This is a genomic window from Polaromonas sp. CG_23.6, from assembly GCF_029892315.1.
Taxonomy (GTDB): Bacteria; Pseudomonadota; Gammaproteobacteria; order Burkholderiales; family Burkholderiaceae_C; genus Polaromonas.
Map to the genome: position 1 here is coordinate 1 of NZ_JARXUY010000003.1, position 11,931 is coordinate 11,931.

At 60.7% G+C, this 11,931-nt stretch carries 14 protein-coding genes; 6 read left to right on the top strand and 8 right to left on the bottom strand.

The annotated features are described in order from the left end of the window. Positions 1 to 566: 566 nt before the first annotated feature. The 5 genes from H4V98_RS20425 to istB all read left to right on the top strand — a co-directional run bounded on the left by H4V98_RS20425 (position 567) and on the right by istB (position 4,511). Positions 567 to 962: a transposase gene (locus tag H4V98_RS20425; protein WP_280757188.1), complete on the top strand. Its 396-nt coding sequence runs from the start codon at positions 567 to 569 to the stop codon at positions 960 to 962. Next, positions 959 to 1,306 (top strand): IS66 family insertion sequence element accessory protein TnpB, encoded by a 348-nt coding sequence (tnpB, locus tag H4V98_RS20430; protein WP_280757187.1) that lies wholly within the window; start codon positions 959 to 961, stop codon positions 1,304 to 1,306. Before H4V98_RS20425 ends, tnpB begins: the two co-directional genes overlap by 4 nt. A gap of 137 nt (positions 1,307 to 1,443) precedes the next feature. Next, positions 1,444 to 3,048, top strand: a complete 1,605-nt coding sequence (locus H4V98_RS20435) for an IS66 family transposase (protein ID WP_280757186.1) — start codon at positions 1,444 to 1,446, stop codon at positions 3,046 to 3,048. Positions 3,049 to 3,092: 44 nt separating this feature from the next. Continuing rightward, the gene (locus tag H4V98_RS20440) at positions 3,093 to 3,719 is read left to right on the top strand and encodes a plasmid pRiA4b ORF-3 family protein (protein WP_280757185.1); all 627 of its coding nucleotides are present in this window, start codon (positions 3,093 to 3,095) and stop codon (positions 3,717 to 3,719) included. Positions 3,720 to 3,734: 15 nt separating this feature from the next. Further along, positions 3,735 to 4,511: an IS21-like element helper ATPase IstB gene (gene istB / locus H4V98_RS20445; protein WP_280758036.1), complete on the top strand. Its 777-nt coding sequence runs from the start codon at positions 3,735 to 3,737 to the stop codon at positions 4,509 to 4,511. Between the two features lie 136 nt (positions 4,512 to 4,647). Here istB and H4V98_RS20450 read toward each other — a convergent pair whose 3' ends face one another. Further along, on the bottom strand, positions 4,648 to 4,896 hold the full coding sequence (locus tag H4V98_RS20450) for a transposase (protein ID WP_280757925.1): 249 nt from the start codon (positions 4,894 to 4,896) through the stop codon (positions 4,648 to 4,650). Positions 4,897 to 5,010: 114 nt separating this feature from the next. On the opposite strand from H4V98_RS20450, the gene H4V98_RS20455 reads away from it, so the two are divergent. Next, a complete protein-coding gene (locus H4V98_RS20455) occupies positions 5,011 to 5,160 on the top strand; it encodes a Tn3 family transposase (protein WP_280757926.1) in 150 nt (49 codons plus the stop codon). Positions 5,161 to 5,285: 125 nt separating this feature from the next. Here the strand turns inward: H4V98_RS20455 and H4V98_RS20460 are convergent, their stop codons facing one another. The 7 genes from H4V98_RS20460 to H4V98_RS20490 are packed head-to-tail and all read right to left on the bottom strand — an operon-like array spanning position 5,286 to position 11,928. After that, the gene (locus H4V98_RS20460; RefSeq protein WP_280757927.1) at positions 5,286 to 6,047 is read right to left on the bottom strand and encodes a 3-oxoacyl-ACP reductase family protein; all 762 of its coding nucleotides are present in this window, start codon (positions 6,045 to 6,047) and stop codon (positions 5,286 to 5,288) included. Positions 6,048 to 6,072: 25 nt separating this feature from the next. Continuing rightward, a complete protein-coding gene (locus tag H4V98_RS20465; protein ID WP_280757928.1) occupies positions 6,073 to 6,990 on the bottom strand; it encodes an allantoinase PuuE in 918 nt (305 codons plus the stop codon). Position 6,991: 1 nt separating this feature from the next. Beyond that, on the bottom strand, positions 6,992 to 7,474 hold the full coding sequence (locus H4V98_RS20470; protein WP_280757929.1) for an ureidoglycolate lyase: 483 nt from the start codon (positions 7,472 to 7,474) through the stop codon (positions 6,992 to 6,994). Then, positions 7,465 to 8,412 carry an NAD(P)-dependent oxidoreductase gene (locus tag H4V98_RS20475; RefSeq protein ID WP_280757930.1) on the bottom strand — a complete coding sequence of 316 codons (948 nt, stop codon included), beginning with the start codon at positions 8,410 to 8,412 and terminating at the stop codon, positions 7,465 to 7,467. The genes H4V98_RS20470 and H4V98_RS20475 overlap by 10 nt, the downstream gene beginning before the upstream one ends. Before the next feature lie 23 nt (positions 8,413 to 8,435). Further along, a complete protein-coding gene (locus H4V98_RS20480) occupies positions 8,436 to 10,109 on the bottom strand; it encodes an ABC transporter ATP-binding protein (protein WP_280757931.1) in 1,674 nt (557 codons plus the stop codon). Beyond that, on the bottom strand, positions 10,106 to 10,951 hold the full coding sequence (locus tag H4V98_RS20485) for an ABC transporter permease (RefSeq protein ID WP_280757932.1): 846 nt from the start codon (positions 10,949 to 10,951) through the stop codon (positions 10,106 to 10,108). The genes H4V98_RS20480 and H4V98_RS20485 overlap by 4 nt, the downstream gene beginning before the upstream one ends. Then, complete coding sequence (locus tag H4V98_RS20490; protein ID WP_280757933.1) at positions 10,948 to 11,928, bottom strand: ABC transporter permease; 981 nt, start codon at positions 11,926 to 11,928, stop codon at positions 10,948 to 10,950. The genes H4V98_RS20485 and H4V98_RS20490 overlap by 4 nt, the downstream gene beginning before the upstream one ends. Between the last annotated feature and the right edge of the window lie 3 nt (positions 11,929 to 11,931).

The window sequence follows — 11,931 nt, forward strand, 5'->3', positions numbered from 1 at the left end:
TGACTTGCGCAACTTCACTTTCAACCCAGGCCAGAGCCGCGTTCACGATGACTGGAATCACTGTTCACGCCAGCGGAATCAGCGTTCACGCGCCCGGAATCGGTCCCCGCGAGCTACTCATTCCAGCGTTCACGTTCACTGGAATGGCTGTTCACGTTCGCCCGGAATACCCACCGCTGTAGTCGCCCCCTCCTGCTGTTCCCTGCCCCCACGCTGGCGGGCATGTGTTTTTAAAAGCCAGCACCTTGTCGAAACGAATGGGTTTGCCCCCGGGGGTGGACCTGCGCGTGCCCGTGTCAACCTTTCCAAAGAGGAGTTCAGTATGGGAATCATCGGTTTTTCAAATGCAGCGCCAGCACCCGCCCTGCCCTTCTGGATCACCCCTGTGCAGGCCTTGGTGCCGTGGCTCAGCCGAATCAAGGACTCGCTCGGGCACTTGGCGCATGAAGTAATGCAGGTAAGCGTCCGACGAATACCATTCTTGCGCGAGGTTGATGGGCCGGGCAGTATCCGGGGAGTTGCACGCCATCATGGTGTGCACTCAACCCGGACAAGTGCACACCGTCATGGAACCTCCCAAAGATCCCCTCAAGGCCACCAAGCGCAGACACAGCGCAGCCTTCAAACGCAAGCTCGTCAAGCTGACCGAGCAGGCCGGCGCCTCGGTCGCGGCCATCGCGCTGGCGCACGGCATCAATGCCAATTTGCTGTTCAAGTGGCGGCGCGCACAATCTGGCCGCCCGGCGCGGCTCAAGCCCGTCACGCAGGCCGTACTGCTGCCGGTCACGATGGATCCCTTGCCACCGGCAAGCGCGGTCATCGATTTGCCAGCGCCAACGGTGCGGGCACCGGCGGCCGGCGTCATCGAGATTGAAGTGGGCGGCGCGCGCGTGCGACTGCGCGGCAGCGTCGATCCGGCCAGTGTGCGCTGCGTGCTCCAGGCCCTGCGGGACGCGCCGTGATCGGCCTGCCGGCGGGCACGCGCGTGTGGCTGGCCGCTGGCCTGACGGACATGCGCCGAGGCTTTGACGGCCTGGCCGCCTTGGCGCAAGGCGCGCTGGCGCAAGATCCCTTCTCGGGCCATGTGTTTGTCTTTCGGGGCCGGCGCGGTGACATCGTCAAACTGCTGTGGTGGGACGGCCAGGGCATGTGCCTGTTTGCCAAGCGCCTGGAGAGGGGCCGCTTCGTCTGGCCGCAGGCCGACGCCGGGGCGGTCTCGCTGAGCCCGGCGCAGTTGTCCATGCTGCTCGAAGGCATCGACTGGCGCATGCCGGTGCGCACCTGGCAGCCCACGCTCGCTGCCTGAGTTCATGAACGGATGACCTGCTCTGCCGAAGGGGCGCGCACGGGGAGCCGGGTGGAGGTAACACCACATGCGGGGGCTACCCGCAACCGTGAAACCCCTTCTTTTGGCGTGCCGGTTTTGCTGGCAAAGTGGCGCCCATGAGTTCACACGCGCTGCTGCAACAAATCGATGCCTTGAAGCAAGGCGTCGCGCAGCGTGACGAGCAGATCGGCGCGCTGCGCCTGGCCATCGACAAACTCACGCTGGAGCTGTTCCATCTCAGGCGCATGCGCTACGGGCGCTCGAGCGAGAAGGTGGACAGCGCCCAGTCACAAGTGCAGGCGCCTGGCGTGGCACTCGTGCCAGCGGGTGACGCGGGGGAGGCCTTGCAAGGCGCCCCCGTCGCCGACCTTGAGGACGCCCGCAAAAAGCGCCAGGCCGCTTCCCGCCGCACCGCCCCCCGCCAACTGCCCGGGCATCTGCCGCGCCAGGAGATGATTCACCTCGCATCAAGCGACTGCACTTGCCCGGGGTGCGGCACCGAACTGCGCCAAATTGGCCAGGACACCTCCGAAGTGCTGGAGTACCAGCCTGGCAGCTTCCGGGTCGTGCGCCACGTGCGCCCCAGACTCGCCTGTGTCCGCTGTCACACGATCGTGCAGGCTTCCGCGCCGAGCCGTCCCATTGATCGTGGCCTGGCAGGCGCCGGACTCATCACGCAGGTGTTGGTGGGCAAGTTCTGCGACCACCTGCCGCTGTACCGCCAGAGCCAGATCTACGCCCGCCAGGGCGTGGTGCTTGAGCGCTCCACGCTGGCGGACTGGGTGGCCGGCGCGGCGCGGCTGCTCCAGCCTTTGGCCGATGCCGTGCGCCGCTACGTCCTGCGGGCGGGCAAGATCCACACCGATGACACGCCCGTGCCGGTGCTCAGCCCGGGCCGTGGCACGACCCGCACGGCCCGGCTGTGGGTGTACGCGCGCGATGACAGGCCAAGCGGCGATGCGTCGCCGCCAGCGGTGTGGTTTCAGTATTCCCCGGACCGCAAAGGCGAGCATCCCAGGGGCCACCTCGCGGGCTTTGCCGGCACCTTGCAGGCCGACGCGTTCGCGGGCTACGACGCCCTGTTTGCCGATGGCCAGGTCGTCGAAGCGGCTTGCTGGGCTCATGCCCGGAGAAAGTACTATGAAATCCACAAGGGACAGGACGAGATGCCCGGCACGCTGGCCCATCAGGCGCTGCTGCGCATCGGGGTGCTGTACGCCATCGAGAAAGACATTCGGGGCAAGCCCGCAGAGGAACGCCGGCGCCAGCGGCAAAGCCGCGCCAAACCCCTGGTCGAGGCGATGCACGGCTGGCTCCATGACGCCCTTGGCCAGCTCTCGGCCAAGTCGTCCATGGCGCAGGCCATTGGTTACTCGCTGAACCATTGGCAGGCGCTCACGCGTTTCGTGGACGACGGGCACATCGAGATGGACAACAACGCGGCCGAGCGGGCGCTGCGCGCAGTCGTCCTCGGGCGTAAGAATTACCTGCACTTTGGCTCAGACGCCGGCGGCGAGCGCGCCGCCGTGATTTACACCCTGATCGGCTCGTGCAAGCTCAATGGCATTGATCCCCAGGCCTACCTGCACCATGTGCTGGAGCGCATTGCCGACCATCCGATCAACCGGATTGACGAGTTGCTGCCCTGGCGGGTGGCCGAGCGGCTCCGGCCTGCGTGGCCAGCAGCCCAGCAAACGCAGGACATGGCGCGCGCAGCCTGATGCGGGCCACGGCCTGTCCACCGATTTCGCTACAGTAGCCAAACATGACTGCCAAGCTGCACCGACTGCCAGGAGGCGCGAAGAAACCCGGGGCCAAAACCGCAGCCAATGCAAATGGCGAACTGCGGGCGTACCAACTCCATGTCGAGCTTGAATGGGTGTACCCCAAGGTCTGGCGCCGCCTCTTGGTGCCCACCACGATCGACCTCTCGCGCCTGCATGTCGCGCTCCTGTGGGGCACGGGCTGGCAAGGCGGGCATCTGCATGAGTTCGTCTTTGCCGATGCTAATTACGGCCCGTTGGAGCCGGATTGGGACTTGCCTGAAGGCGTGATCGATGAGGCCAGCGTCACGCTTGAAGAGGCGCTGTGCGCGCGCAGGACGTTCCTCTACGTCTACGACTTCGGGGACAACTGGCGCCACAAGGTCAAGGTGGAAAAAACCGTCACGCTTGACGCGCCGCTGTCGCTGGCGTTGTGCCTGGCCGGAGAAAACGCCTGTCCGCCTGAGGATGTAGGCGGCGCGCCGGGCTACGAGGACTTCGTGCAGGCATTGGCCGATCCAGCCCACCCGGAGCACGACGAACTTAAAAAATGGATCGGCCGCCCGTTTGACCCTGCCGCATTCGACGTGGCCCAAATCAACCAGTGGCTCAACCACACAGAGTCTTGAGTTTCAATACGGGTACTGGGCGGACGCTTACGAATAACGCAGCTGTGCGAGGCGCTGTCGCTGCCTTGCGTGGCGCAGGGATACGGCGCAGCCGCACAGCATGCAGCCAAGACCGAGCTGGGCTACAGCGACTTTCTCGAAGGGCTGCTCAAGGAGGAAGCGGCCGGGCGAAGGGTCCGAAAGCAAACCATGATGACGCGCCTGGCGGGCTTTCCCGTCATCAAGACGCTGGACGACTTCAGCTATGACTTTGCCAAGGGGGTCAAGAAAAGCCAGATCGAGGAACTCGCTGGCCTGGGCTTTGTCGAGCGCCGGGAAAACGTCGTACTCGTCGGCCCCAGCGGGGTGGGCAAGACGCACCTGGCCATCGCGCTGGGCTACCGGGCCGCGCAGGCGGGCATCAAGACGCGGTTCATGACGGCGGCGGATCTATTGCTGGTGCTGACGACGGCGTACCTGCAGAACAATTTGAAAAGCGTCATGAACCGCACGATCAAGGCGTACCGGCTGCTCATCATCGATGAGATTGGCTATTTGCCGATGAACCGTGAGCAGGCCAATTTGTTCTTCCAGGTCATCGCTGCACTTTACGAAAAGGGCAGCCTGATCGTGACGAGCAATCTCCCCTTTGGGCAGTGGGACACGACGTTTGCGCAGGATGCGACATTGACGGCGGCGTTGCTCGACCGCCTGCTGCATCACGCGCACATCGTGCCCATTGCCGGCGAGAGCTACCGGCTCAAGCACCAACGCCAGGCAGGCAGGCATGGTGCATGCCGTAGAAAGGAGTGAGATCGGATGAAACGGCGCCCGGCGGGCCTCGCTGCGGTCGGGCTACGCCCTTCCTGCACGAGGCCCGCCGGACAGAAATGAAATACGTTGGGTGTATCCGTATTGAGTCGCTGCTTCTTCAAACCTGTATTCGTATTCAATTGCTGTTGATAACCTTGTCCCAAACTCCAAACCGGGTCCAACTGGCAAAGCGCTTGAAGACGCTATTCCAATGTCCGAATCTATCCGGTAGAAGTCGCCACTGTGCCCCTGCGCGCAAGATCCACAGCACCGCCTGGACAAAGCGGCGACAAGTCGCATCGCATCCCATGCGGATACCGGGAATTTTCTTCAGGGCCACTGCCAACTTGGCCCACTCTTCATCGCTGACCTTGCTTTTGTCCATACCGACCACAAAAGCGTCGGAATTCTACTTAGGGCTTACGTCAACAGAGCCTAGGCTTTGCGCGCCCGCTCGGTATTTATATATTTAACTTGCTGGGCAGCTGCTGTACGATGTGTGGCCATCCGTAGCTGCAACGTCTTGGCGGTCGAGGAGCGCTGCGCCGAAACGGCAGGCTTTACCGATCACTTCTTTCATGTGATGCCCCTGCTGGGCTTTCGTTTTTCGTCACGCATCCGAGATCTGGGCGACTTCATCGAAACCTAGAATTTGGTCCGTTGATTAAAGACCCTGAAGAGGCTAACGCCCTATGAGTACATCTGCAAATGTTGAACCTCATAATCCAATCGCTTCAACATTGATTCGATTCATCAAATGTCGGGACTGAACACTTAAAGCATCACATCGCCCCCATTGGGCGACAACGTCTGCCCCACATAGAACGACCCCGCCTTCGACGCCAGCAGCAGCGCGGTTGGTGCAATCTCCTCGACGTGCCCGAACCGTCCAATCGGCAACTGGCTTTGCTTGCGGTCGAGCCACTCACGACTGTGTGCTCGAAGCAGCTCTGTATCCACCGGCCCAGGCGCAATTGCATTGACAAGGACGTTGTACGGCGCGCCTTCGAACGACAAAGCACGGGTGAAGCCAACCACGCCCGCCTTGGCAGCGCAGTAGTGGGCCAAACCGGCCGCTCCCTTGTAGGCTAACTGTGACGCAATGTTGATGACGCGGCCGTACTTCCTCTCGCACATCTCTCCAAAGAAGGCGTGCGTCGCCAAGAAGGTGCCTTGCAAATTGATTCCGATGATCCGATCCCAATCATCCTGGGTGGTTTCAGCGAACGGCTTGTCACTTCCGCCAACACCGGCGCTATTTAACAGGATGTCGACGTGGCCCAGCTCCCTGCGTGCCCAAGCCGCCATGTCGTGTACCTGGCTTTGACTGGAAACATCGCACGAGATGTTACTAACCGAAAGACCCTCCGCAGACAGCCGTTGCACCAGCCGCTCGGCGTTCTCATCGTCGCCGTATTGGCACAAGGCCACTTGGGCGCCATGACGAGCGAAGGTTTCAACAATCGCCGCGCCGATGCCGCGGCTCCCGCCTGTCACCAGCGCCTTGCGCCCGGTGAGGTCAAAACTATTCTTCACAGTTGCTCCTTGTTCTTGAACCCGCTCAGCGGGTCGCAGTCTCTACATGGGGATGGGTGGCGATCCAGTGATTCGCGATATCGATGCGCTTCGCAATCCAGACGTCGGGATGTTTCATCACATGGTCCAGGAATCGTTCCAGTGCAACGGCTCTCGCGGGATGGCCGATCAGCCGCATGTGCAAGCCGACCGACATCATTTTTGGATGGGTTGCTCCCTCGCGATAAAGCATGTCGAACGCATCGCGTACAAAGGCGAACCATTGATCGGAGTTGGCAATGGAGCCGCCGTACTGACCATCGTTGTTGGTCAATGAATACGGTACGACGAGATGGGCGCGCCCCTGGACGATCTTCCAGCAGGGAAGTTCATCGCCGTAATAGTCTGAGTCATAAACGAAGCCGCCCTCCTCCACCAGCAGCCGCCGGGTGTTTTCACTAGGTGCGTACCTGCAGTACCAGCCTTGGGGACGCTGCCCGGTGGTGCGTGTTAACGATTCCACTGCCTTGCGAATATGTTCACGCTCTTCTTCCTCGCTGAGCAGATAGTGCTTGATCCAGCGCCAACCATGGCTGCATACATCGAAGTCCGATTCGCGGATAGCTAAGGCTGCTTCCGGATTGCGCTCCAAGGCGAGCGCACAGGCGAAGACGGTTGCAGGAAGCCTTCTTTCTCGGAACAAACGCATGATTCGCCAGAAGCCGACCCGGCTGCCGTATTCGAACAATCCCTCTGCAGCAAGATCCCTGCCTCGGATGCCGGTGTTCAGCCCGTTGGACTCGGTGAACCATGTTTCCGTGAAGCCTTCGCCGTCGTCCACGGACGGCTCAGAGCCCTCTTCGTAATTGAGAACGAAGTTAATGGCCAAACGCGCGCTTTGGGGCCATTTGGGATCGGGAGGGTTCGCTCCGTAGCCGACGAAGTCGCGTGTCGATGGGTTCATTTTATTGCCTTGGTGGAATTAGGACAGTGAAGTGCGCAACGCCTCGAAGCTCCTCGTCCGATGGGGTTTGATCGCGCCACATAATGATGGCATGCCGCGTCGGCTCGTCGAGCACGGTCAGCGCGTGGTGCCAGACACCCGACCGATAGGTGATACCTTGCCAGGCTTGAGCTACGAACGCCTTCGCGCGCGCGACGTCGGGGCCTCCGTTCAGCGCATCGGGGCAGACGAGGACCGACCAACGCCCACCTTCGAGGTGAAGGAACGATTGAGAAGAGTAACGGTGACGTTCCAACTGGGACACGTACATTCTGTCGCCTGCAAGCGGCGTGTTGCTTGCGAGCGAGATGCTCGGTCGGGCCGCCGGGCGGAGGCTGCTCAGTGCTTCGTCGAAGTACGTGCGGCCGACGCCTTGCGGTGCGGTCAAGACCTCGCCGAATGGCGCAAAGAGTGAGGCGGTGAGCGGGACTGCAACTATCTCCATGGCACTGCTCCGGCGGACGATGGCTGCGTGCCAGAACGCCCTCGCTTCGATTGGTCGTCCAGCCAATTTGCGTAATGGCGCAGGCCATCTTCCAGTTTAAGCATCGGGCTGTAGCCAAGATCCGTCCCAGCCGAGGAGATGTCAAACTCATGCTGGATTTCGTCAACCGGATCGGCGCCGGGTTGAAGCGCAATGTCGGCTGCTGGAAAGATTTTCCGAACGATCTCCGCGACATCTTCAAGCGTGACCCGCGTTCCGCCGGTCACGTTGTAGCTGCGTCTTGCAAGAGACTGCGTTTCATAGGCCAGCAGCAGCCCGGACACGGCGTCGTCGACGTGAATGTACTGGCGCGGGAAATCCTTGCCGAACGCCATGCGCGTGGGTCGGCCGGACTGCGCATCTTCGATCATGGTGCGAATGACGCAATCCGTGCTTCGTCGCGGCCCATAGACCCACGAAAGCCGGATGCTGACGCCATCCAGTCCGTATTGGTGGGCATAGGCATCGACAAGGTATTCGGAAGCCACCTTGCTGGCACCGTACAGGCTGGCCGGACGCAGCAAGGTTTCTTCTATGACCGGGCCCGCCTGCGTCTGGCCGTACACGCTGGTCGACGAGCAGTAGACAAACCGGCGCGCGCGATGAATGCGTGCGAGCTCAAGCATGTTCGCGGTTCCCACCACGTTGACCTGCACCATGGAATAGGGCTGGTCGCGCGCCACCATCGGGCCGGAGAATGCGCCGCAGTGGATGACCCCGTCGAGTTGTTCACCAGCGAGCTGGTGCAGCCTGTGGATGTCGCCTAAATCGCATGCAATGACCTGCACACCCTCAAGGTTCTCGGCGCCTACCCTGTCGACGGCGACGACTTCCGCACCCGCATTCAGCAGCCTGCGGGCCACCGAACTTCCCACCAGCCCGGCAGCACCGGTCACCATAACCCTTCGCTTGTCGGTCCTGTTCATATGGCTCTCGCAAGCAGCCTGGCGTTTCGCAGGCCGGTGGATTCTTCGATCGGCAGTTCGGCCTGCAACAAGGTCTTTGTGTAGTCCTGCACTGGGCGAGCAAAGATCTCTTCCGTTTCACCACGTTCTACGATTTTTCCGTATCTCATGACGGCGACGTAGTGAGCCAGCGATCTGACGGAGTTCAGATCATGCGTTATGAATAGTGCTGACAGCCCCATCTCCTGCTGAAGGTTGCGCACCAGATCAATGATCTGGCCGCGAACACGGATGTCCAGAGCAGTCGTGGGTTCGTCGAAGATGATGAAGTCCGGACGTGCGGCGAGAGCGCGAGCAATGCCAACGCGCTTCTGCTCGCCCGCGGTGAGTTCGTGCGGGTACGCGCTCGCTCGTTTCGCAGTGAGCTGCACCGACGCGAGCAACGCGATGACACGTTGCTCTCGATCGGCGCTCGACAAGCGAGGACCGAGCGACAGAGGCTCTGCAATCAGGTCGCGCACCTGCCATCTCGGATTGAGTGAGACGTAAGGCTCTTGGAAGACCATTTGGATTCTCTGCCGGACAAGCCTGAACTCGCTCTGACTTGTTTCGAGAATGCTCTTGCCGTCGAAGCGGATGGTTCCGGAGTCGGATGGGATCAGACGGACGAGACACTGCCCCAGGGTGGTCTTACCGGACCCGCTTTCGCCGACCAAGGCCAGGGTCTCGCCACGACCGATGGCAAGGGATACATCGTCGACGGCCCGGACGACAGTTTTCGAACCGTCAACGGCGAAGGTCTTGGTTAGGTTGACGATTTCGAGCAAGGGCGACGCTGCGGCGGATGCGGGCGTAGCACTGGACTCTTGCGACCCTCCCCTAGGCGTGGGTCGGATCTTCGCCGCGTCGAGCAGCGCCTTTCCGAGCGCAGTCCGCGGACCATCGCCGAAGAAGGTCTTGACAGGCTGCAGTTCGAGAAGTTTGCCTTCGTGCATGATCCCCACGCGATCACAATAATGGGCGACCATGCCTAAATCGTGCGTGATCAGCACGACGCCCATGCCGAGATCGCGTCCTTTCTGAACCATCAGGTCAAGCACTTGAAGCTGGATTGTCGCGTCGAGGCCCAATGTGGCATCATCGGCGAGCAAAACCTTCGGATGCGAGATCAATGCCATCGCAATCACGACGCGTTGAGCCATTCCCCCAGAAAGCTCGTGCGGATACGCATGTGCGCGCGCTTCGGGATTGACGATGCCTACCTGCTTGAAAACCTCGATCGCTTCCTTCCACGCTTTGGCCTTGCCGATCTTGCGGTGAGCCATGAGCACCCGGCTGATCTGCTTTCCGACGGGCTCGACTGGGTCGAGGAGCAACTTCGCATTAGTACCGATGAGCGCCACCTCCCCGCCGCGTAGTGCCCGCTTCTCGGCATCGGACATCGTGAGAACGGATTTCCCGTTCACGAGGATCTTGCCCCCGACGACTGTGCCGCCACTGGGCAGCATGTCGATCAAGGCCCTTGCCAGCACTGACTTGCCAGCACCTGTTTCACCCACAATGCCCAAGATCTCGTTGGCTTTAAGCGAGAAGCTGACCGAATCCAGTGCAAGCGCATCTGGCGAATCCTGGAATTTGACTGAAAGGTTTGAGACATCCAACAAAGTTTCATTCGCCTGCAGCTTGTTCATTGTCTTCCTCCGGAGTTTGGATCGGTGATCAATTTGGCTGCATCGCCGAGCAAACCAAACGTCAACACCGAGATGACGATCGCTAGCCCTGGAAACAATGCAACCCACCACACACCAAGGATCATCTGTTGAGCCCCGCTGCTCACCATCAGACCCCATTCGGGTGTGGGCATGCGTACCCCGGCTCCGACAAAGGACAAGCCTGCTGTGAGCAAAATCGCCATGCCGATGCTGATCGAAATCTGCACGATGGCGGGTGTTAACGCGTTGGGAAGGATGTGCCTGAACATGATGGTGAGATCGGTCGCGCCGCTGCACCGCGCCGCTGCAATGAAGGGGCGCTCACGCAGTGACAACACTTCCGCGCGGATCAGCCGCGCAAACATGGGAATGAAGAGCACCGCAAGGACGATGGCGACGTTCCATATCTCCTGGCCCATCACGGAGACCAATGCCATCCCCAGCACGAAGATGGGGAAGGATTGGATGAAGTCGAAGATGCGCATGACCAGTGAGCTCAACCATCCTTTGTAGAAGCCGATTCCCAAGCCGATGGGGACACCGATGACAAAGGCCAGCGTCACGGCCAGGACACTGATAAGAAGGTTGATGCGGGTCGCGAAGACGACACGCGAGAAGATGTCCATGCCCGATACATCGGTACCGAAGATATTTCTCCACGACGGCGCTAGCAGGGATCTGCCCGGATCTGCCTCGATCGGCGAATAAGGCGCGATCCATGGCGCGAAGGCAATGGCCACTATCTGCAGCGCGAGCAGTGCTAGGCCAAGATAGAGGCCCCAGCCGGCTCGGCGGCGCGCAACCTCGATGAGTCTGTTCATACTTCAATCCTTGGATCAGCAATTCCGTACAAGACATCGACCGCCGTATATACGATCAAGATGAACGCTGCTGCGACGAGTACGAAGCCTTGGAGCGCGGGATAGTCGCTGTTCGTCACGGCCGAAACTGCGTACTGTCCGAGGCCACCCCAGGCAAAGATCGTTTCGACCAGTACAGCAGCGCCTAACAGGAAACCGAAGAGGAAGCCGACCATGGTTATGATCGGAGGCAGGCTGTTCCTCAAGGTGCTGAGGATTAAAGTCCTTTCGGAGAGACCAGACGCTCTTCCGTGGCGGATGAACTCGCTGCGGTAGATGTCCGCGAAGACTGTTTGCGTCATCTTCATTAAGGCGCCCGCGTTGACGATTGCGAGTGTCAGCACGGGCAGGAATAGTCTTCCGACCGCTGATCGAAACGCGACCAGATCGCCGGCAATTAACGAATCCACAGTCAGGAAGCCTGTGATAGCTGGCGGCGCCGAGATCATCGCGTCTAGCCGCCCGAAAGGTGCCGGAGCGACGCCTGCGATATAAAAGAGAAAGTAGATCAACAGCAGCCCAACCCAGAAGTCGGGGATGGCTCCTGCAGCAAGTCCGTACACCCTTCCAATCCGGCTAGTCAGGCCTTGAGGTCGAACGACCGAGATGATCGCCAGGCCAACGCCGACCACTATCGTGAGGACCATGGCGTAGACGATGAGTTCGAGAGTGGCGGGCACCCGGTCCAAGAGATCCGAAACCACGGAGTTGTTGGTGAACATAGAGATGCCCAAGTCACCCCGGAGCACACTGCCGATGTACTTCACAAACTGTTCCCAGAGGCTTCCGTTAAGGCTCAACCGCTCCCTCAAGCTGGCGATCTGTTCGGGCGTTGCCATGTTACCCAACATCAAGAGCGCTGGATCCCCGGGGAGCATGCGAATGAGCAGGAAGGTCGCGAGCAGGACGCCGAACATCTGCGGCAGAAGGACGCCCAAGCG